The 21,337-nt window shown below is 65.5% G+C and carries 18 protein-coding genes; 13 read left to right on the top strand and 5 right to left on the bottom strand.

Going from position 1 to position 21,337, the window contains the following annotated elements; translation table 11 throughout:
- Window positions 1-104: 104 nt before the first annotated feature.
- The 4 genes from GNK13_RS13135 (at window position 105) to GNK13_RS13120 (ending at window position 6,446) form a co-directional block, all read left to right on the top strand.
- Window positions 105-1,451, top strand: coding sequence for a replication-associated recombination protein A (locus GNK13_RS13135; protein ID WP_164102988.1), 1,347 nt, complete (start codon window positions 105-107; stop codon window positions 1,449-1,451).
- Window positions 1,452-1,515: 64 nt separating this feature from the next.
- On the top strand, window positions 1,516-3,348 hold the full coding sequence (locus GNK13_RS13130; protein ID WP_164102987.1) for a sigma 54-interacting transcriptional regulator: 1,833 nt from the start codon (window positions 1,516-1,518) through the stop codon (window positions 3,346-3,348).
- Window positions 3,349-3,587: 239 nt separating this feature from the next.
- Window positions 3,588-4,952, top strand: a complete 1,365-nt coding sequence (locus tag GNK13_RS13125) for a glycosyltransferase (protein ID WP_164102986.1) — start codon at window positions 3,588-3,590, stop codon at window positions 4,950-4,952.
- 177 nt (window positions 4,953-5,129) lie between these two features.
- Window positions 5,130-6,446: a hypothetical protein gene (locus GNK13_RS13120; protein ID WP_235935124.1), complete on the top strand. Its 1,317-nt coding sequence runs from the start codon at window positions 5,130-5,132 to the stop codon at window positions 6,444-6,446.
- A gap of 404 nt (window positions 6,447-6,850) precedes the next feature.
- On the opposite strand, the gene GNK13_RS13115 is transcribed toward GNK13_RS13120, so the two are convergent.
- Window positions 6,851-7,087, bottom strand: a complete 237-nt coding sequence (locus GNK13_RS13115) for a hypothetical protein (RefSeq protein ID WP_164102985.1) — start codon at window positions 7,085-7,087, stop codon at window positions 6,851-6,853.
- A gap of 285 nt (window positions 7,088-7,372) precedes the next feature.
- Between GNK13_RS13115 and GNK13_RS13110 the strand changes: the two genes are divergently transcribed.
- Complete coding sequence (locus tag GNK13_RS13110) at window positions 7,373-7,597, top strand: small basic protein (RefSeq protein WP_164102984.1); 225 nt, start codon at window positions 7,373-7,375, stop codon at window positions 7,595-7,597.
- 49 nt (window positions 7,598-7,646) lie between these two features.
- Window positions 7,647-8,075 carry a hypothetical protein gene (locus GNK13_RS13105; protein WP_164102983.1) on the top strand — a complete coding sequence of 143 codons (429 nt, stop codon included), beginning with the start codon at window positions 7,647-7,649 and terminating at the stop codon, window positions 8,073-8,075.
- Here GNK13_RS13105 and GNK13_RS13100 read toward each other — a convergent pair.
- Window positions 8,058-9,617 (bottom strand): hypothetical protein, encoded by a 1,560-nt coding sequence (locus GNK13_RS13100; RefSeq protein ID WP_164102982.1) that lies wholly within the window; start codon window positions 9,615-9,617, stop codon window positions 8,058-8,060. The two genes, GNK13_RS13105 and GNK13_RS13100, sit on opposite strands and share 18 nt — an antisense overlap.
- 380 nt (window positions 9,618-9,997) lie before the next feature.
- Here GNK13_RS13100 and GNK13_RS13095 point away from each other — a divergent pair, with 380 nt between their 5' ends.
- The 4 genes from GNK13_RS13095 (at window position 9,998) to GNK13_RS13080 (ending at window position 14,253) form a co-directional block, all read left to right on the top strand.
- Window positions 9,998-10,270: a hypothetical protein gene (locus GNK13_RS13095; protein WP_235935122.1), complete on the top strand. Its 273-nt coding sequence runs from the start codon at window positions 9,998-10,000 to the stop codon at window positions 10,268-10,270.
- A 42-nt stretch (window positions 10,271-10,312) separates the two neighbouring features.
- Window positions 10,313-11,116, top strand: coding sequence for a TatD family hydrolase (locus GNK13_RS13090; RefSeq protein ID WP_164102981.1), 804 nt, complete (start codon window positions 10,313-10,315; stop codon window positions 11,114-11,116).
- Between the two features lie 307 nt (window positions 11,117-11,423).
- A complete protein-coding gene (locus GNK13_RS13085; protein ID WP_164102980.1) occupies window positions 11,424-13,604 on the top strand; it encodes an FdhF/YdeP family oxidoreductase in 2,181 nt (726 codons plus the stop codon).
- Window positions 13,605-13,737: 133 nt separating this feature from the next.
- The gene (locus tag GNK13_RS13080; protein ID WP_164102979.1) at window positions 13,738-14,253 is read left to right on the top strand and encodes a DinB family protein; all 516 of its coding nucleotides are present in this window, start codon (window positions 13,738-13,740) and stop codon (window positions 14,251-14,253) included.
- A gap of 133 nt (window positions 14,254-14,386) precedes the next feature.
- On the opposite strand, the gene GNK13_RS13075 is transcribed toward GNK13_RS13080, so the two are convergent.
- Both GNK13_RS13075 and GNK13_RS13070 read right to left on the bottom strand, forming a co-directional pair.
- Window positions 14,387-14,599, bottom strand: coding sequence for a hypothetical protein (locus tag GNK13_RS13075; protein WP_164102978.1), 213 nt, complete (start codon window positions 14,597-14,599; stop codon window positions 14,387-14,389).
- Window positions 14,600-14,764: 165 nt separating this feature from the next.
- Window positions 14,765-15,109, bottom strand: a complete 345-nt coding sequence (locus GNK13_RS13070) for a translation initiation factor (RefSeq protein ID WP_164102977.1) — start codon at window positions 15,107-15,109, stop codon at window positions 14,765-14,767.
- 52 nt (window positions 15,110-15,161) lie between these two features.
- On the opposite strand from GNK13_RS13070, the gene GNK13_RS13065 reads away from it, so the two are divergent.
- The 3 genes from GNK13_RS13065 to GNK13_RS13055 all read left to right on the top strand — a co-directional run bounded on the left by GNK13_RS13065 (window position 15,162) and on the right by GNK13_RS13055 (window position 20,296).
- The gene (locus GNK13_RS13065; RefSeq protein ID WP_164102976.1) at window positions 15,162-16,148 is read left to right on the top strand and encodes an EamA family transporter; all 987 of its coding nucleotides are present in this window, start codon (window positions 15,162-15,164) and stop codon (window positions 16,146-16,148) included.
- 187 nt (window positions 16,149-16,335) lie between these two features.
- Window positions 16,336-19,518, top strand: coding sequence for a PSD1 and planctomycete cytochrome C domain-containing protein (locus GNK13_RS13060; protein ID WP_235935120.1), 3,183 nt, complete (start codon window positions 16,336-16,338; stop codon window positions 19,516-19,518).
- A gap of 91 nt (window positions 19,519-19,609) precedes the next feature.
- Window positions 19,610-20,296 carry an SOS response-associated peptidase gene (locus tag GNK13_RS13055; RefSeq protein ID WP_164102974.1) on the top strand — a complete coding sequence of 229 codons (687 nt, stop codon included), beginning with the start codon at window positions 19,610-19,612 and terminating at the stop codon, window positions 20,294-20,296.
- Between the two features lie 591 nt (window positions 20,297-20,887).
- On the opposite strand, the gene GNK13_RS13050 is transcribed toward GNK13_RS13055, so the two are convergent.
- Window positions 20,888-21,328, bottom strand: coding sequence for a YkgJ family cysteine cluster protein (locus GNK13_RS13050; RefSeq protein WP_164102973.1), 441 nt, complete (start codon window positions 21,326-21,328; stop codon window positions 20,888-20,890).
- Window positions 21,329-21,337 lie beyond the last annotated feature (9 nt).

The raw sequence follows: 21,337 nt of genomic DNA, 5'->3' as shown, positions 1-21,337 counted from the left end.
GTTGCACGGAGGACCTCGACGGTGCGCCTCGCCCCAGTTCGCCCAATCCAATTCCCTTCCCTCCTCCCGTTGACCCTGAGCCCCTCAACCTTGAGTCGTTGACCATGAGTCTGTTTGCTGACTCCGAAGCGGAGCACCTGCGAAACAACGAACCGCTGGCGGCCCGGATGCGGCCCCGGCGACTCGCCGAATACGTCGGTCAGCAGCATTTGCTCGGGCCGGGAAAACTGCTCCGCCGGATGATCGATGCCGGGAAACTCGGCTCAGTGATTTTTTTCGGCCCCCCGGGGACAGGTAAAACGACGCTGGCCCATCTGCTGGCGATCGAGACCGGCGGCACGTTCCGTCAGTTGAGCGCGGTCACCAGCGGCGTCAAGGAACTTCGCGAAGTACTGGCGTGGGCTCGGGATGAAGTCGCTTCGGGAGGCCCTCGCCCGCTGCTGTTCATCGACGAAATCCACCGCTTCAACCGCTCGCAACAAGACGCGCTACTGCCGGACGTCGAAGCGGGCATTGTATCGCTCGTCGGCGCCACGACCAGCAATCCGTACTTTGCCGTCAACGGCGCGCTGCTCAGCCGCAGTCAACTCTTTCAGCTGCATGCCCTGAGCGAAGCGGAGCTGGTCGAGCTTTTGCGGCGGGCTCTGGAGGATCGCCAGCGCGGGCTGGGGCGGTACCGCGTGGAGGCGGACGAGGAGGCGCTGCGATGGCTGGCGCGGGAGTCCGAAGGGGACGCCCGGCGAGCCCTGTCGGTGCTCGAGATCGCCGTCCTCAGCGGTCGCCCGTCGACGGCCGACCAGCGCGTCCGCCTCGATACCGCCGCGGTCCGGGAGTCGATGCAAAAGAAGCAACTTGGCTACGATGGAAGCGGCGACGATCACTACGACGTGACCAGCGCGCTAATCAAAAGCATCCGCGGCAGCGACGTCGACGCCGGGCTTTACTGGCTGGCCCGGATGCTCGAAGGTGGGGAGGATATTCGCTTCATCTGCCGACGGCTGGTGATCCTGGCCAGCGAGGACATCGGGAACGCCGATCCGCAGGCCCTCTCGGTCGCGGTCGCCGCCATGCAGGCCTGCGAATTTGTCGGATTGCCCGAGTGTCAGTTGACGCTGAGCCAAGCTGTCGCGTATTTGGCCCTTGCACCCAAAAGCAATGCGGCCACCGTGGCGATCGGCGAGGCGATCCGGGACGTCCGCGACAATGTGCGGCTCCCAGTCCCGATTCACCTCCGCGACAGCCACTACAATGGCGCCTCGGAACTAGGCCACGGTGAGGGCTACCACTACGCCCACAACGAGCCGGACGGGGTCGCCACGCAGGATTACCTGGAAGCCCAGTCCCACTGGGGCGGCGAACGGTCGTATTACCGCCCCACCGACCGCGGCTTCGAGGCGGAACTTGCCGAACGGCTCAAGGTGATCAAAGCTAAACTGCGAGGGCAGAGCTAGTGTGCGAGGCCTTGCCGCACCGCGAGCCCACGAAGATCCGTACTGATTCGAAAAACGCTAGAACATGGTCGCCTATCTTGCCGTGCGTTCGGGGCCCGAGTCCGGACGTCAATTTCCCCTCGATCCCGATCGACCGATGCACATCGGCCGCGGCTCGAATTGTGAAATCATGCTGACCGATCCGGTCAGCTCGCGGTTTCACGCAGTCCTCTACTTCGAGGAGGGATGTTGGCAGATCCGGGACACGAAAAGCCGCAACGGGATGCTGGTCAACGGCCAGAAGACCGACCACGCGATGCTGATCGATCAATCCCGCGTGCGAGTCGGAGCGACCGAACTGCAATTTCTCGAGCCGTCGGAGGATTATTTCGACGAAGGGCTGACCACGCAGACGGTGATGCTCGACCGGCCGCTGACCGAAATGGTCGGCCGCGACTTGATGCCCACCGATCCGCTCCGCGAGGCGGCCCAGGCGGGCAATTTGCTCGACCTCTACCAGCTCAGCATCCAACTGCTGCGAAGCGGCGACCCAGAAGAGGTGCTCGAAACGACCGGCACGCTGCTCCGCGATCGCACGGCATCCGACGCGGTCGGCTTTTTCCGCCTCACCGGCAGCGGCAAACTGACGCCCGACTACGTCATCCCACGTGAAGCCGAGTCGATCACCCCCCCAAATCGCGTCCTGGTGGCCCGGGTCGTCGGCGGTGGCGAGGCGATTTGGTTCAGCCAGGACTCCGCCGAGGAGGAGGCCCCGATGCCGGCCGGCTCCGACGCGATTCTGATCCCGCTGTTCGCCGCCGAGGAAGTCGTCGGAGCGATGATGCTGGTCCGCTCCAGCGGTCGCTTCGAACCGGCTGCCTTCGAACTGTGCGTCGCTGCCGGGCGGCTGATCGGCGCGGCGCTCAACGCGACCCGCGAAAGCCAAACCCTCCGCGTCGAGCGGCGACGGTTGGTCGATCGCAATGCCGACGCCGACGAGCTGATCGGCAACAGCCCGTCGATGAAGCGGCTCTCCGAGCGGATCGCGCGGATCGGACGGGCCAACGGCTGCGTGCTGATTCGCGGCGAAAGCGGCACGGGTAAAGAATTGGTCGCTCGCGCCGTCCATCGCGCCAGCCCCCGCCACTCTCGGCCGATGCTGAGCGTCAACTGCGCGGCGATCCCTCGCGATCTGATCGAGAGCCAGCTGTTCGGACACCGCAAGGGAGCCTTCACCGGCGCCGACAACGATCACATCGGCTGGTTCCAGCAAGCCCACACCGGAACCCTGTTCCTCGACGAGATCGGCGAACTGACGCTCGAAGGGCAAGCCAAACTGCTGCGGATCCTCGAAGGCCATCCCTTCCTGCCGGTGGGAGCGACCGAGCAGGTTCGAGTCGATGTGCGGGTGGTTGCGGCGACCAACCGCGACTTGGCGGAGTTCGTTCGGGAAAAGCAATTCCGCGAAGACCTGTACTACCGCCTGAGCGTGTTCGAGCTGCACGTCCCGCCACTCCGCGACCGCGGCGAAGACGTCGAACTGCTCGTCGACCACTTCCTGACCCACTTCCGACTCCGCCACGGCCGCCCCCACGCGTGCCTCTCCCCAGCCGCCCGCCGCCGCTTGCTCGACTACCACTGGCCGGGCAACGTCCGCCAACTCCGCAACGTGATCGATAGCGCGATTGTGATGGCCGACGGCGACGAGATCCGCCCGGACGACCTGGGGCTGCGGGACGCGGGGGTCGCCGCGATCGACTCGCTGCGGCTCGACCACTGGGAACAACGGCTGATCCGCGAAGCGCTCGAACGGACCGGCGGGAGCATTCCCGAAGCGGCCAAGCTGCTCGGTGTCAGCCGCGCCACTGCCTACCGCAAAATCAGCGAGTACGAGATCGACCGCTCCGTCCCCCGCTAACCCAAGACACCCTCCCCCCGGGTCTTGGTCTCTACACCAGTCGCACGACCTGTCATTACCCTCCCCCCGGGAGGGTCGAGCGTCAGCGAGGGGAGGGAGAGCAATCCCTAACGTCAGCCCCAAGTGGAACTCACCGCTGCGGGACCCCTCCCCGCTCGTTCCTCGCGACCCTCCCGGGGGGAGGGTGACTTGGAGAGTCCCGGGGGGAAGGTGTCGTGATTCTGTCCCGCGAGCTTGACGTGTCTTTGCCGGAGATCGACCCGCAGCGTCCTTTGGCGATCCTTTCGGCACCCGGCAGTCGCGGCGATGTGAATCCGATGCTGGCGATCGGCCGCGGTTTGCGGCAGGCGGGTTACGAGGTGGTGATTGGTTTGGCCGAGCCCTACGTGGGCTTGGCTGAGCGGCTGGGTCTCCGCCCCCTCAGCTTGCTGTCGAGGGCGGATTTCGAGCGATTGACGGACAGCCCCGAGCTGTGGCATCCCATCGGTGGCCCGCGGGCGCTGCTCGGCGAGATGATCCCGGCAACGCTCGAGACGCATTACCGGAGCATCGACGCAACCGCTCGCCCCGGCGGCCGCCGCCGCCCCGGACCGACGGTGTTGGTCGCTCATCCGCTCGACATGGCTTCGCGGATTTACCGAGACCGGCACCCCGAACTGCCGCTGGTCAGCGTGCACTTGGCCCCGGCGATCCTCCGCACGCCGCTCGATCCGCCGCGGATGACTTCATGGTGGTTCGAGCCGCGGCGACCGGCGGCGGCTGTGCGAACCGGCTACTGGATGGTCGACCGGCTGCTCATCGATCGCTGGCTGACTCCGCCGCTGAACCGCTTTCGCACCTCGCTCGGGCTCCCCCCGGTCGACCGCCCGCTCGACCGCTGGTGGCTCTCTCCCGACCGAGTACTCGGGATGTACCCCGACTGGTTCGCTCCGCCCGCCGAAGCCTGGCCACGCTCCTTCCGCGCAGTCGGATTTCCCCTCTACGACGGCCCCGCAGCGATCCCCCCCAACCCGAGCGAAGCGGACGTCATCGACCCGAGCGAAGCGGACGTCATCGACCAGACGCTCGGCCCGTTCGCCGAGCCTCCGATCGTGTTCACCGCCGGGACAGCCCACCGTTGCGGCGAAGCGTTTTTTGCCGCCGCCGCCGAAGCCTGCCGCCGGCTCGCTCGCCCCGGCCTTCTGCTCACGAGCGAGCCCGAGCGAATCGCGGGGTTGGCACGGAGGAGTTCGGCTGAGCCATCGATTCGCGTCGCCGGTTACCTGCCGCTCGGAGCGTTGCTGCCGCGGTGTGCAGGAATCGTGCACCACGGCGGGATTGGAACGACCAGCCAAGCGCTGGCTGCTGGAATCCCGCAGCTCGTCTGCCCGATGGCCTTCGACCAGTTCGACAACGCCCAGCGGATCGAGCGCCTCGGCAGCGGCCGCTCGCTACCCATGCGGCGGCTGACCGCTGCACGGCTGCACGCCGAACTCCAATCGCTGCTGAGCGATTCGGCCTACGCTCGTTGCGCCGCCGAACTGAAGCGCCGAGTCGACCCTGGCAGCGAAGCCATCGCACGGAGTGTGCAAGCGATTGTGTGGCACCGCGATTGCGATCTTTGACTAGGCGTCTCTCTACAAGTGTCGCAACCGAAACTGCGAGCCGCCGATGGTCAGGAAAGCGAGAATTTTAGGGGTGCTGTGATAAAGTAGGGGAAAAGCGCTGTTCGCGCAGTGGACTCGACCTCTTAAACTTCGGCCAGTCCCCAACCGATCTCACCAAGTTTGGAGTGCCGGAGCATGGATGCTCGGTGGTCGACCCTCAGTTGCTTCTCTTTCTTCTTCTTCCTCGCAGCACTGGCGGCCGTTCCCGCAGCGGCCGCCTTTCCCGCCTCGGCGATGGGCTCCGCCTCGGCGATGGGCCCCGGAGGCGGGCGGAGTGCTCGGACGGCGAATTTCATCATTCAAGCCGCCACGCCCGAGCTGGCTCAGCAAGTCGGGCAGGAGGCCGAACGGTTTCGCAGCGAGCTGGCGCAGCAGTGGCTCGGTCGCGACCTCCCGCAGTGGTCTTCGCCCTGCACGCTCAAAGTCGTCGCGGGAAACTACCCGGCGCAAGGCGTCACGACCTACAACCGCTATCCCGGGCACGTCGGTGATTTCCAGATGGAAGTCGTCGGAACGCCCCAGCGAATCCTCGACAGCGTCCTTCCGCACGAAGTGACCCACGCCGTGCTGGCCACCCACTTTGGACGCCCCTTGCCGCGATGGGCCGACGAAGGAGTCTCGACGACCGTCGAACATCCCGAGGAACGTGCCAAACACGACGCCAAACTCCGCGAATTCCTCTCGACCCGCCGCGGGCTGCCGATGAACCGCATGTTCTTGCTCAAGGATTATCCGAGCGACATGCTACCGCTGTATGCCCAAGGCTACTCGGTCAGCCGATTCCTGATCGAACAGAACGGACACCGCGAGTTCATCAAGTTCATCGAGGACTACATGGAGCGCGGGAGCTGGACGGCAGTCGTGGAACAACATTACGGCTACGAGAGCCTCGGGGAGCTGCAGGAGTACTGGCTGAACTGGGTCGCCGATGGCTCGGGGCCGGTCGACCGCTATACCAAGCACGGCGGTTCGGCTCCGGCCACCGCGGTCGCCGCAGCCACACAAGGACCGGCGACGCCTCCCTCGATGATCCGCAACGCGGGGCTTCAAACGCCCGCCGGTAACGGAAGGAGTGGCAACGGAATGAGTGGCCAGGGAGCGGGGAGCCAGGGAGCGGGCGGGCCGGTCGCCTCGGTCGCTTCGCTGCAAGGCTCCGCCGGGGAAGGGGGCTGGTACCTCCGCCGTCGCCAGGAAGTCCAAGCCGGAGGCACCCCGGCCGCACCAGCCTCGCTTACGACTCCCCCTCCAAGCGGGCTCTCCCCAAGCGGCCCAGCGGCAGCGCGGCTCGCTGAAGGACGTCCCCAGCCCGCCGAGCCGGTCGAACTGGCGCCAGCCGGAGCCGCCTCGCCCTATTCGGTATCGCAGCCTCAGCCCGAGCAGGGAGCGACTCAGTCCGCTCCGGCCGGCCCGGCAGCTCGCTGGAGCCCCGGCGGCGACACCAAGTGGCGGTAAGCGTCGCATTACCTTTGAGGGAGAGGGCTGGTGTGGGCTGTTGAAAATGATTTCGGAGGCCAGCCGGTTTTGCCCGGCACCTCACCTTCAGCCCGAAGGGCTCAGACAGAACAGCCCAGGGCAGAGCGTCGCGGCGAAGCCGCAAAGCGCCGCCCTGGGTATCGAAGCGCACCAGTGCGAGAAGCCCTGAAGGGGCGACACAGGCTCGGGCGCGTGACGCGGAGGTGTGTTTCGCCCTTTCAGGGCTGTTGGGTGTGCGGGACGCGCGTGACCCAGGGCGTCGCTCTGCGGCTTCGCCGCGGCGCTATGCCCTGGGCTGGATTGTTTGGGCCCCTGCGGGGCGGGAAGACTTGAGCAGAATGCCCCGCTGTCGCCAGCCGTAGCGGTTTCTAACCCTGTACCCCTCAAAACGGCCCGTTGATCAGCCAGAGCAGGGCCAGCGAGGCGGCCGAGGCGACTGCGGCGAAGGTCAGCCAACCATAGGAACGACGGCGGATCGCGTGCAGCTCGGCGAGCTGCGCGACGCCGTCCTCGGCCTCGCGACGCGTGACTCCCGCTTCTTCGGCGTAGGCGTCGACCGCTTCCCGCCAATCGCCTTGGCGAAGCAGATGGAGCACCAGATCCCGCTGGATTTCTGTCATGCGTTTAGTCGAACATTGGAGGAGTACCGACCGGTCCTCGGACCATCGATCACCGGCCGCTCCGGATCATGCGGAACCGCAGGCAATCTGTCTCAAACATAGAATGCCATCTTGGCCGAGATCTGGGAAGACTAGAAAAGGAGCGGGAACTCTGCGGGAGAAATCTGTGGCCGATCCCGTTGCCGTCGGAGCGATTTCTTAGTAATTTTCGGGATTCGCAGAGCACCCTGCGCTGACGCTGCCCCCAACCGACTCAACGATTCAATACTTACGGAGACCCTTGCCATGACAATGGACAAGAGCTTGAAGGTCCAGGCCGGGGCCATCAAAGCCCGCAACGTTCTGACCCGCGCCGAGCGGATCGCGCGGCTCAAGTCGCTCGACCGGTGGAGCGACGAAAGCGACGTGATCGGCATGCCCAAGGTGCGGGTCGTCAAGATCTCGCTCAAGAAGAAGAAGAAGGTGAAGAAGGAAGAGACCGAGGAAAAGGGCAAGAAGAAAAAGAAGTAGTCGCCTCGGACAGCGGTTCGGCTTCCTCGCCGAACAACTGCTGCCGAATTTGCGACAGCTTCTCCCCTTCTCGAGGTCGAAGACGGGCGACCGCGGCCTGGGCCGCGTCGAACCGATCCGGAAGCACGAACATCTCGGCCGGCTGCGAAAGCTTCGCGCCGGCCGCGATGCGTTTGAGCAGCCGCTGGCCGGCCGCGTCGATCGCGTGCTGGCGGCACAGCTCGACGAACAGCCCGTGCGGTCCGCCACCGGCCGCCCCGCGGCGGAGCCGATATCGATGCACCGCGACAGCCGCGGCAACGCACAGAATCGGCACGACCGTAAACACCGCGTACGGTGCGGCCGGACCCCACTCCGGGGCGGCGGCAAGCGTCCGCCCTCGGTCCAGCGGTTGCCCCTGCTGCAGCAGCGCAGCCAGCCGGATGTGCATCTCGAACGGCACCGGTTCACCCGCCATCACTCAGGATGCCTCCGCTGAAGCTTGCCGCCCCGCTGATGGTTGTCGCTCTGCCAAGGCGCGGCGGGCCGCATCGCGGAGCGTCCCCTCGGGCCCCTCGTCCAACCGCCGAAGCAACTCCAGCGAAGCCACCGAGGTCTCGGCCCCGAGCGACTCGACCACCCGGACTTGCGCTTCGCGATGATCGTGCTCAACCATGTTCAACAGCAGCGGCTCGAGCGACTCGTAGACGCCGCACGCCCGAACCGTCTCGATCGCCCGGAGCCGACGGGCCAGCACCGGGTGCCGCAGCTCGTCGGCGATCTGTTCGGCCGCAGTCGGATTGATGCGACGGATCAAGGCACCGAGTTGCTCCGACGCCAAGTCCCGCAGCCCCTCGCCCCGCTCGAGCAACCGCTCCAGGTGCAGCGGCCAGAGCAGCGAGCGAAGCCCCGCGACGACCGCCGGATTGGGATGATCGAGCACCTGCAGGACGCGCCACACGAGCCGCGCGAGCGGGTCGCTCGGCTTCGCTGGAGCCTCGGTGGCAAGCGCCGCGGTGAGTCCCCGCAGGAACTCGGCTTCCTCCAGTCGCGGCAACTTCATCAGCGCGTGCGCGACCGCCGCATCGGCGTCTCGATTCGCCTGCACCAGCACATCGAGCGTCACCGCCAGCTGCTGTAGCGGATCGGTGCAAGTCACCGAGTGGGCATGCACCAGCGCCGCGTGATGCGCCGGACGCGTCCGCCCCGCCACCGTCCGCCAATCGGCCAAACAAGCCAGCGGCCCCAGCGCCCGCAGGTTCCGCCGAGTGGTCGTCGAAGGCGAGGCAGAAATGCATTGCAGCAACTGCTCGCGAAACGCTTCGTCGCTGCGACTGCGGATCGCCTCGCGAACGACTTCGGGCAACTCCCGCCGACAGACGAATCCGGCCAGCAGCTGCACGACGGCCGGAAGCGTGCTGTGCGCAAGCGGCGGCCCCAAGGAGCGGGCGGTCCGCGAACCTTCACCAAGGAGCAGACTGAGCTCGCAGTCGCTCCACCGCGACGCGGCGAGGAATGCCACGCACAGCCCCTCGCAGCGATGGAATTCGAACCGCCGCACCGCCTCGGCCAGCCGCCGGATCACCGGCAGTCGCAGACCGGCGACCTCGCGTCCCCGCCGCGCGGCGACCCCGAGCGTGGAACAGAGCTCGATCGTCGCCGCCATCAGCGGACCGCGAATCTGACGCTCACCGCTCGCTTCGGTCCGCTCGATCAGACCCGGGAGCAGTTCGGCGAGGCTCAACATCCGCAGCGCATCGACCGCAGCGTTCCACAGCGGATGATCCGCCGGCCCGGCGAGCACCTCGGCCACCACGGGCTGCATCGCCGCCGGATGCGCCTGCACGGTCTGCAACTCGGCGTCGGTCAGATTCTCCCACACCTCGAGCACCTGCAGCGCGCCTCGCTGGCTGCGGCGGCGGAGCAGCGCCTCGAGCCCGCGGCAGCGAATCCGCGGATCTTCCGCGGCCAGCGACGAAGTCAGCACCCCGACCGCCGCTTCATTGCGGGTCGTCGCCAGAAGATCGAACGTGAGGTTCATTCCCGTGTTCATCACACAGCCGCCATTTCACGAATTGACCGGGCGCAAGCGTGTCGATGCCCCAGCCGCGGTGAGCCCGCCGCCGATCCGTCAGCAGCGAATTTTCTCCGCATTCGTTATCGAACTCCCACTCGACACACTCTCACAAACCTAGCTCAAAACCCCCGACCCGCAGACCTTGACAGTGCACCTCCCGCAAAAACCTTACAACCGGAATCCAAACTGAGTACTGAGTACGGAGTGCTGGTCGGGAGCACGACGACTGGCGCGAACGGCTATACTGGAGCGGCGAGTTCGCGGAGCGGCCGTTTGGCTCCGCTTCGCCGCCGCCCGGTTCCCGCCCCGCTCCCGCCCCCCCAATTCCGCCTCGATCCGATTCGATGCCCAGCCCGATGAATGCCGCCGAATTGCTGGACCGACACTACCTCGAAGTCCGAGCGCGATTGTTGGAGATTGCCGCGACGCTCGACCGCATCGATCGCGGTGACGGCACCGCGGCGGAGGATGCCCGGATGCAACAGATTCGCGCAGGGCTACAAATTCTGCTCCGCTCGCCGGCGGGCGAGAGCGACGGCGGCAACCGAGCCGAGCAGATCCAGCACCTTTTCTCGCGACCCTACGAGGCCGAGTGGCGCAAGTCGCTGGACATCTAGAGCCGGGGCCAAGAACCAACGCGCATCAGGACGAGCACACCCATGGACTACATCGATCCCCACATCCACATGGTTTCGCGAGTCACCGACGACTACGCGATGCTTTCGAGGATGGGCTGCGTGGCGGTCAGCGAACCCGCCTTCTGGGCCGGCTTTGACCGGGGCACCGCCGATGGCTTTCGCGACTACTTTCGCCAGCTGACCGAGGTCGAACCGCGGCGCGCCGCCGACTACGGGATCCGCCACTTCACCTGGCTCTGCATCAATGCCAAAGAAGCAGAGAACGTCAGCCTCTCGCGGGAAGTCATCCAGATGATCCCCGAGTTCCTCAAAGCCCCCAACGTGCTGGGCATCGGCGAGATCGGGCTCAACAAAAACACCCGCAACGAAGCAACCGTGTTCCTCGAACATCTCGACGTGGCGGCCGAGCACGAACAGCTGATCCTGATCCACACGCCGCACCTGGCCGACAAGTACCAAGGAACGCGGATGATCCTCGACATGCTCGGCGGCGACGCGAGGATCGATCGCTCGCGGGTGCTGGTCGACCACGTCGAGGAACACACGATTCGCGAAGTCCTCGATGCCGGCTACTGGGCGGGCATGACGCTCTACCCGCTGACGAAATGCACGCCGCAGCGAGCCGCCGATATGATCGAACAATTCGGTCCAGAGCGACTAATGGCGAACTCGGCGGGCGACTGGGGACCGAGCAAACCAACCGCCGTTCCCGACCTGATTTTCGAACTCCGCCGCCGCGGCCACAGCGATGCGCTGATCAAAAAGGTCGTCTACGATAACCCGATCGAGTTCTTCTCGGGCAGCAAGAATTTCAGCTTAAAGTAGGTTCCCAGATCAGCCGCCACGCGCTAGCCCGGATGATTCATCAGCCGCCGGGCGCTAGCCCCCGGTTTCCGAAAACACAATGAGAACCGGACGCAAGAAGCGTGGCGGCTGATTTAACGCACTGTTCCTGTTGAGCCGACGGCGCTAGCCGCGGGTTCCGTCGCGCTGCCGAACGGTTTGAACCCTTGCCTGAACGCCGTAGCGGCGAAACGTTTCCCGCAACGCGATCCGGAATCGACCCGAGGCTAGCGCCTACGGCTCAAGAAACCCTCGAAAGCCCTCAACCCAACTGTCGGAGAAAACCATCTTGCGAGTGCGAAGCGGCGGTGGGGTGCGGGCGATCTGGTACACCTTCAAAAAAGGGTATGAGGCCGGAGGTCTGTTCAAGCTGTACCGAGCGATGCGTTCGAAAAACGCTTGCAAGACTTGCGCGCTCGGAATGGGCGGCCAAAAAGGAGGCATGGTCAACGAGCAGGGCTCTTTTCCCGAGGTCTGCAAAAAGAGCTTCCAGGCGATGGTCGCTGATATGCAGCCGGCGATTCCTCCCACGTTTTGGGCGGAAAATTCGGTGGCCGACTTGGCGCGGATGACTCCGCGGGAACTCGAGCATTGCGGTCGCTTGATTCAGCCGGTCGAGTATCGCCAAGGGAACACCCACTACCAGCCGATCAGCTGGGAAGAAGCCTTTCGGCGGATCGGGGCGAAATTCTCGAGCCTCACCCCCGACGAAACCTTCTGGTATTTCTCGGGGCGGAGCAGCAATGAAGCGGGCTTTCTACTGCAGCTGCTGGCCCGCATGTATGGCACGAACAACGTCAACAACTGCAGCTACTACTGCCACCAGGCCAGCGGAGTCGGGCTGCAATCGTCGGTCGGCAGCGGAACCGCGACGATCCAGCTGGACGACCTCGAACATGCCGACTTGGTGTTTCTGATCGGCGGCAATCCGGCCAGCAACCATCCGCGGTTGATGACCAGCCTGATGCATGTCCGCCGCCGCGGCGGCCGCGTGGTGGTGATCAATCCGGTCCGCGAGACGGGGCTGGTCAAGTTTCGGGTGCCGAGCGATCCGCGGTCGCTGCTGTTCGGGACGAAAATCGCCTCGGACTATGTGATGCCCCACATCGGCGGCGACTTGGCACTGCTCTGGGGAATCGCCAAAGCGCTCCGTGAGACCGGCGACATCGATCTGCCATTCCTCACCGAGCACTGCCGCGGGAGCGAAGAATGGCTCTCGGCGGTCGATGCGGTGCAGTGGGAGGAGGTCGAAGCCAAATCGGGAGTCGAGCAGGCCGAGATCCGGCGGATCGCCGCGATCTATGCGGCGGCCGACAAAGTGGTCTTTTCGTGGACGATGGGGATCACCCATCACGCCCACGGAGTCGAGAACGTGCAAGCGATCGCGAACCTGGCGATGGCCCGAGCCAAAATCGGACGCCCCGGATGCGGGCTGATGCCGATCCGCGGCCACAGCAACGTGCAGGGGATTGGATCGGTCGGGGTCACCCCGCAGCTCAAACAACAATTGTTCGAGTCGCTCGAGAATCACTACGGGCTGCACCTGCCTCGCACCGCCGGACGCGACACGATGGCCTGCATGGAAGGGGCCTACGCCGGCGAGATCAAAGCCGGCTTTTGCTTGGGTGGGAATCTGTTCGGCAGCAATCCCGACGCCACGTTTGCCGATGCCGCGATGCGTCGCCTCGAGATGAACGTGATGCTCAATACGACGCTCAACACGGGCCACGCCCACGGGCTCGCCGAGCATACGATCATCCTTCCCGTGCTGGCTCGCGATGAAGAGCCGCAGAGCACGACGCAGGAGTCGATGTTCAACTTCGTCCGGCTCAGCGACGGAGGTCCCCGCCGGCTGCCCGGTCCGCGGAGCGAAGTCGATGTGATTGCCGAGGTCGGCAGCCGCCTGGTGGGCAACCGCGACGCGATCGATTGGCAAGCGATGCGGCAGACGTCGACGATTCGCCAGTGGATTGCGACGGTCGTCCCCGGGTATGGCAAAATTGCGGAGCTCGACCAGACGAAGGAGGAGTTCCAAATCGAGGGGCGGACGTTCCACACTCCAAAATTCGGGACCGACGATGGCCGCGGCGTCCTCCATGTGCACGCCTTGCCTGCGCTCCGCGGGGAGGGGACGGGCGAGTTGCGGCTGATGACCGTCCGCAGCGAAGGCCAGTTCAACACCGTGGTCTACGAAGAGGGGGATTTGTACCGCAACCAAGATCGCCGCGATGTGGTGCTGATGCACCCCGACGACCTGCGGCGGCTCGGCCTCTCGCACGACCAACCGGTTAGGGTCCGCAGCGCCACGGGCGAAATGGTCGGCGTCCTCGCCCGCGGCTTTGCCGACATTCGCCCGGGCAATGCGCTAATGTACTACCCTGAGGCGAACGTCCTCGTCTCCCGGCACTCCGACCCGCAAAGCAAAACGCCCGCCTTCAAAGGCGTCGTCATCGAAGTCACAGCCGCCTAGCCGCCGGGTATCAAGCTCAGTCAGAAAACCCGACAATCGGTCAGCCCTGCAACGTTACCCTCCCGGGGGGAGGGTGATTCTTTAGACTGAGCTTCGCCCTTCGCTTCACCATCCTCGGATATCAGGTACCTCCATGATCGGCGATATGATTGCAGACTCGCTCAAGCTCGGTGTCGGCACCGCGCGAAAATTGATCGCAGGCGTCAGCCCGAGTGAGTTCAGCCAGTTCGCCCGCGTCGATGGTCGAATGATCGAATCCAACCATCCCGCTTGGGCCTACGGCCATCTCAGCCTCTACGCCCCGCGAATCATCAACGAACTCGGCGGCGACAGCAGCAGCCTGCAGATCAGCGATTCGTGGATCGAGCTGTTCTCGGCCAAGAGCAAATGCGTCGACGATCCGGAAGGGAAGATCTACCCGAGCATGGACCAGATCGTCGCCAAGTTCTTCGACGGCTACCGACTGGCCGAGCAAGCGCTGCGAGAAGCATCGGACGAGGCTTTCGCCGGGCCCAACCCGAACACCGCGATGCAGAGCCGCTTCTCGACCCTCGGATCGATGCACGGCTTCTACGCCGGCGGCCACTTGATGCTGCACATGGGCCAAGTCAGCGCCTGGCGACGCATGATGGGACTCGGCCCCGCGTAGCCGGGTCAGCGTTCATGCTTCGATCGCATCAGCCGCCACGCGCTAGCGTCCGGTTTTCACGGCGTTTTCGGGAACCGGGGGCTAGCGCCCGGCGGCTGATGCGATATCCGGGCTAGCCGCGGGCACGCCCGCTTTACGCGCGGCGGAACGCTTTGCGAGCGACCCAGGCCGTCGCGGCGAGCACCAGCACCAGCGGGACGACCAGGAACAGCAGGTGGAACGGCTCGGTCAGATAATGCGAGGGCGAAGATTCGCTGCCCGGGGTGCCGTGTCCCGGATGAGCCGCGACGGGGCTCGCGGCGGAAATCAGAATCAGCCACAGGAGCCAAACGGGGCGGCAACGCATCACGGGTGTTCCTTGAGCAACTTGAAGGAGAGAGGGAAAGGGCCCCTGAGTTTACCGTTCCCGGCCAATGCTTCCAGGGCAACCGGAAGAGGGCCGTTGCGATCCTGCTGAGAGCGGCGACGCTGCACCCTCCCGCTTGCGTGGTGACGTAAGGGCAGGACGCCTCTACCCCTTCACCTTATACCCCAGCTGCTCGAGGATTCGGCGGACGGCGGCGGCCTGATCGCCCTGGATTTCTAGCTCGTCCTCCTTGACCGTCCCCCCGGCACCGCAATGGTTCTTCAGTTGGGTGAGCAGTTCGGGCAGGTTGTTTTCCGCTGCGGCGAGCCCGCGCACGACCGTCACCCGCTTGCCCCCTTTGCGTTTTTCGACGGCGATCCGCGCGGTCTGCGTGGCGGGGTCGGCGTACTGCCGAGGCGGAGGAGGGCAGCGGCATTGCTCTTCGAGCTCGCCGCACACCTCGCAGGTCGGCGGCCGGTCCCATTGAGTTCCCGCGAACAGCCGAGTCATAGTAGTGTCTCCACGAGTTTCGAAGCGTCCCTCCGGGAATAGTTAAGACGGCATGAGCGATCACGGAAACCCCGCTCATGCCGCTCCGCTGAGCCCGCTCGCTGGAGCCGCCTGCGGATTGGCTGCCGCGGTCCTCTACACCGCGACCAACGTCGCCCTCAAAGCCTCCAGCGGCAGCGATCCGGTGCTCGTCTCGGCCGTCAAAGCGTGGCCAACGGTGCTGGTCTGCGGTCCGCTGCTCGCCGCGATGAGCCTCCGCGGCCAACGGATCGCCACGAGCTGGCAGAGCTTTCCGCAGTTGATCCTAGGCGGCTTGTCCGGTCAGCTGATCGGCAGCTTGGGATTCCAGTTTGCCCTGGGGCACATCGGCCTGGCCTTGGCCGTGCCGCTGAACCTCGGGGCGCTGATTATCGGCTCGGCGGTTCTCGGGCATTGGCTGCTCGGTGAACCGGTCACGCGGCGGACCGTGCTGGCGATCCTGATCCTGATCGCCGCGGCCGTCGTCCTCTCGCTCGGCAGCGACCAAGCAGCGGTCCGCCAAGGAGCCAGCAGCAGCGGCGTGGCGCTGGGCGTGCTAGCGACTTGCGCTTCGGGAGTCGGTTACGCTTTTTTCGGAGTCACGATGCGGAAATCGCTGCGGCGAGGGCTGACCGTGCCGCTGGCCATGCTGACTTCCGGCACCACCGGCTCGATCCTGCTGAGCCTGTTCGCTGCCCAACGGCTCCCCGCCAGCGAACTGGCCGCCGTGTCGCTCGAGCAGTGGCTGGTGATGACGCTGGCCGGACTCTTCAACGTGCTGGCCTTCTTCCTGATTTCGCTCGCCCTGCGAGCGATCCCCGTCGTCGCGGTGAACTTGATCAACGCCTCGCAGGCAGCCATGGCGGCGGCGGCCGGTGTGCTGCTGTTCGGCGAGGAAGTGACGGTCCCGCTGGGGCTCGGACTGCTGCTGACAGTGACCGGCCTGGTGGTGCTCGGCACGGGCCGCCGCAACCCTCGTCCCAATCCCGAACTGAAGCTCCGCCCGCTGGCGAATCGTTGAATGCGGCGACCAGTTACCCTATGACAGTAAGAGACCGAGAGTCTCCCGCCGGCCCTCCGTTGCGGGCCACCCACACTCGCCACCCACACTCGCCCTCCACTCGATTGCGACGTTTCTTATGGGGAACCTTCGACGCTGCATTCCATCAACCGCGAGCCTCCTGAGGCGGATCGGCCTCGCTGCGGCAGTGGCAGCGACGCTTCCGCTGGCGGTCCGCCGAGCAACTGCAGCGGACGAGGCCGACCGAGTCGAGTTCGCCCGCGACGTGCAGCCGATCCTGCGCCGCCACTGCTACGAGTGCCACGACGGCGAGAAGCAAACCAGCGGCTATCGAGTCGACGTTCGCAGCATCGCGACCGGCGGAGGCGAGTCGGGAGCGGTGGGGATTGTCCCAGGGTCCGAGGAGGAGAGCGAACTGCTGCGGCGAATCGTGACCGATGATCCCTACGAACGGATGCCGCCCGAAGGCGACGGCGTCTCGGCAGCGGAGGTCGAGATCCTTCGCCGCTGGATCGCCAGCGGAGCCACGTGGCCTGAGGCGCTCGCGAACGAAGGGGTCGACAAGACCGCCCACTGGGCCTTTCAGGCTCCCCAGCGACCGACTCCACCAGCCCAACCAGCTCCACTAGCCCAACCAGAGGGCAGCGAGCGGAGCCTCGGTGCGGACTGGTGCGTGGGCGAGATCGATCGTTTTGTCCTGGCGCGACTCGCCGCCGCCGGCCTCTCGCCTTCGCCCGAAGCCGACCGCGTGACGCTCTGCCGACGGCTGTACCTCGACCTTACCGGGCTGCCTCCCACCCCCGAAGAGATCGACCGCTTTCTGGCGGACGACCGCCCCGATGCTTACGAGCGGCTGGTCGACTCGCTGCTCGCCGCCCCCGCGTTTGGCGAGCGGTGGGCGACGCCCTGGCTCGACGCGGCGCGGTACGCCGACAGCGACGGCTACGAGAAGGACAAACAGCGGCAGGTCTGGTTCTATCGCGATTGGGTGATCGCCGCCCTCAACGAAGACCTTCCCTACGATGAGTTTCTGATCCATCAGTTGGCCGGCGATCAGATCCCCGAGGCGGATCAGCAGAGCCGCGTGGCCACGGGCTTCGTTCGCCACTCGATGGTCAACGAGGAAGGTGGCGCCGACCCGGAACAGTTCCGGATGGAAGCGATGTTCGATCGCATGGACGCCCTCGGCAAAGCCGTGCTCGGGCTGACGATCGCCTGCGCCCAGTGCCACAATCACAAATTCGACCCGATCAGCCAGGAAGAATACTTCCAGCTGATGGCGTATCTGAACAACGACCACGACGCCAACATCCCCGTCTACACCCCGCCGCAACAGCAGCAGCGGGACGCCGTCCTCGACGAGATCGCCGCCCTCGAAGCGGAGCTGAAGGCCGAGGCGCCCGATTGGCGCGAGCGGATCGTGGACTGGGAAGCGACGCTGCCCCCGGCTGACGGTTGGCGGACCGCTGCGGTCGAGTGGCACGAGAACACTTCGGGAGGCCAGAAGTTCATCGACCGCGGCGACGGGTCGTTGTTGGCTCAAGGTTACGCCCCGACCAAGTTCGCCCCGACGTTCACGATGCGGCTCTCGCCCGACCAGTTGCCAATTCGCGGGCTGCGGCTCGAATTACTGCTCGATCCCAACCTGCCCCATTTCGGCCCCGGCCGCTCGGTCTTCGGCACCGCCGCGCTGAGCGAAATCCAAGTCCGCGTCACTCCTCGCGGCACGGCCGCAGGCGAGGGCGAGGAAGCGGCCAAGCCGTACGACGTCCAGTGGCAATCGGCCTCGGCCGACATCGATCCCCCCGAAGCTCCGCTCGACTCGGTCTTCAGCGATCGCACCGACGCCAAGCGGATCACCGGGCCGGTGGCGTTCGCCATCGACGGTGACCCGCTGACCGCCTGGGGCACCGACCTCGGTCCCGGACGCCGCAACCAACCGCGGCAGGCGGTCTTCGTCCCTCGCGAGCCGATTCAAGGCGGTCCCGAAGGGGTCGAGCTCGAGATCACGCTGACCCAGCGCCACGGCGGCTGGAACAGCGACGACAACCAAAGCCACAACCTCGGCCGTTTTCGCTTCGCCGTCACTTCGGCCGACGCTCCGCAGGCCGATCCGCTTCCCCACGCGGCTCGCGCGAGCCAGCAGGTGGCGCCGCCCGAGCGATCGGCCGAGGAGTGGGATGCGCTGTTCTCGGCGTGGCGGAAAACGCGCCCCGAATGGTCCGCGACCAACGAGCGCTTCGCACAACTGTGGAAGGAACATCCCGAACCGGCCTCCCAGCTCGTGTTGATGCCACAACGAGAGCCTCGCGAGACGTTTGTCCTCAAGCGGGGGGACTTCTTGAGTCCGGTTCGCGAAGTGGAGCCTGGGGTGCCGGAGGTGCTCAACCCGTTGCCCGAAGAGGCCGATGGCAGCCGGCTGACGCTGGCGCGCTGGCTCACTTCCCCCAAAGCACCGACGACCTCGCGGGCCATCGTCAATCGCATCTGGCAGTCGTACTTTGGCGTGGGACTGGTGGAAACGCCCGAGGATCTCGGCACCCAAAGCGCTCCGCCGAGCCACCCCGAGCTGCTCGATTGGCTAGCGGTTGAACTGGTCGAAGGGAACTGGAGCCAAAAGCGCATCCACCGCGAGATCGTGATGAGCGCCGCGTACCGCCAACGGTCGACGCTCGACGCCGAGCTTCGGGAAGCGGATCCGACCGCCCGGCTCGTCAGCCGACGAGCGAGGCAACGCGTGGCGGCCGAGACGATTCGCGACATCGCCCTGGCGAGCAGCGGATTGATCGACCGACGGATCGGCGGCCGGCCGACCTATCCGCCGCTGCCCGACTGGATGCTCCAGCCGCCGGTCAGCTACGGCCCCAAGAACTGGTACGAGTCGCAGGGGGGCGAGCGTTATCGGCGGGGCCTGTACACCCACCGCTACCGCTCGCTGCCGTATCCGACGCTGCAGGTCTTCGATGCTCCCAATGGCGAAGCCTCCTGCGTCCGCCGCCCGGAGAGCAACACGCCGCTGCAAGCCCTCGCGCTGCTCAATGAACCAACGATTAACGAAGCGGCTCGTGCGCTCGCCGCACGGCTGCTCCGCGAATGCGGCGAGGCGAGCGACCGAGAACGGCTGCGGTACGCGATGCGGCTGTGCGTCGGCCGGACTCCGGATGAAAGTGAGCTGGAAGTGCTGCACGAGTTGCTCGCGGGCCAACGCGAGCGATTGGCCGCTGGCGAGCTCGACGCCCAGAAAATCCTCGCAGGCGAAGCGGCGCCACTGACGGGAGTCCCTGCCGATGCGGACCCTCAATCGCTCGCCGCCTGGACGCTGGTCAGCCGCGTGCTGTTGAATCTGGACGAAACGATCACCCGCCCGTAAGCCCAGAACACCGTAAGCCCAGAACACCGTAAGCCCAGAACACCGTAAGCCCAGAACACCGTAAGCCCAGAACACCGTGAGCCCATGAACCATGTGCGGTCGGTTTAATCTTCGGACGTCGGTGGCGGAGATCGCCCAGCGGTTTCTGCCAGGCATCGACCGCACATCCCTTCCCCCATGGCAACCGCGGTACAACATCGCTCCGACGCAGTCGATTCTGTGCGTCCTGCAGCCGGAGGTAGGCCAGCCGCGGCAGCTCTCCTTGTTCCGCTGGGGACTGGTTCCCTCGTGGGCGGACGACGTAAAGATCGGCAACCGGATGATCAATGCGCGGAGCGAAACAGCGGCTGAGAAACCCTCCTTTCGAGCAGCCTGGAAGAGCCGCCGCTGCCTGATCCCGGCCGATGGCTACTACGAATGGCAAAAGACGGCCGAGGGAAAGCAGCCGTATGAGATCAATGCCAGCGACGGAAGCCTGCTGGCACTGGCCGGTCTTTGGGAGCGGAACGATAAGGCGGACGCTGGGGGCCAGCCGCTCTACAGCTGTACGATCTTGACCACCGCGGCCAACCGCTTTGCGGCTCAGATTCACGACCGCATGCCGGTCATCCTCCGCGACGACTTCATCGACCGCTGGCTCGATCCGAGCTTTCGCGACCCCGAGCTGCTTCACCAAGCCACCGCCGCGGTCGACGAGGGCATGCTGCAGATGCACCCCGTCTCCAAACGGCTTAACGCGGTCACCAACGAGGGAGCCGATCTCCTCAACTCAAATTGATAGTCGCCTTTCGCTCCGCGAAAGTTGCGCAGGAACGCCCCCTCACCCTCCCCCCGGAGGTCGTGCAGTTTTCCGGTCCCCTCTCCCCCGCGGCTTGGCTGCGGAACTTTCGTTCGCAGCCAAGCCGCGGGGGAGAGGGATAGGAAGGCTAGGGTGGGCTGATGAAAATGTTTCGGAAGCTAGACGATTCTGCGCGGCACTTTACCCTCAGCCCGAAGGGCTCAAACAGAACAGCCCAGGGCAGAGCGTCGCGGCGAAGCCGCAGAGCGCCGCCCTGGGTATCGGAGCGCACCAGTGCGTGAAGCCCTGAAGGGGCGACACAGGCTCGGACGCGTGGCGCGGAGGTGTGTTTCGCCCTTTCAGGGCTGTTGTGGGTGTGAGGGACACGCGTGACCCAGGGCGTCGCTCTGCGGCGTTGCCGCGGCGCTGTGCCCTGGGCTGGATTGTTTAGGCCCCTGCGGGGCGGGAAGACTTGAGCAGAATGCCTCGCTGTCGCCAGCCGTAGCAGTTTCTGACCCTGTACCCTCTCCACTTCGCCCAGAACTGGGCATTTTCATCAGCCCAGGGTCAGGGAGAGGGGACCGGGAAACTTCACGCGATCGGCAGACCGGTGGGCTTGCGGGAGCGGAGCGAGCCTCCGTCTTCGGGACCGAACGTTGCCTCGACGTACTCGTGGATCTGCTCGGGCGTCTCAAAATACTTCTCGTAGCACCAATCGTCGTCGTATTCGCAGCCATCGGTGGTGTACTCGCGACAGATCTGCGGTCGCGTCTCATAGATCCCACAGCGGTGATCGTCTTGGAGATGCTTGCAGGTCGTGTGGACGAGTAAGTACCAGACCTCGTCGTCGACGAACACGCTGGCTCGATCGTGCAACAAGTACCAGCGGATAAAGTCGAAATCGCGACGTTCGGTCGGCTGGTCGATCGGCAGGGCGAAGTAGTGGCAGCACTTGGCCGTGCAGTATTCGCAGAGGTTGCTCCCGGCCGGAACTTCATCGCGTCGCGGCTTGCTGGACAACAGTGGTGGCATGGGGCCTAG

Source organism: Candidatus Laterigemmans baculatus (assembly GCF_010367455.1).
GTDB lineage: Bacteria > Planctomycetota > Planctomycetia > Pirellulales > Pirellulaceae > Laterigemmans > Laterigemmans baculatus.
This window is presented reverse-complemented; position numbering and strand designations above follow the sequence as displayed.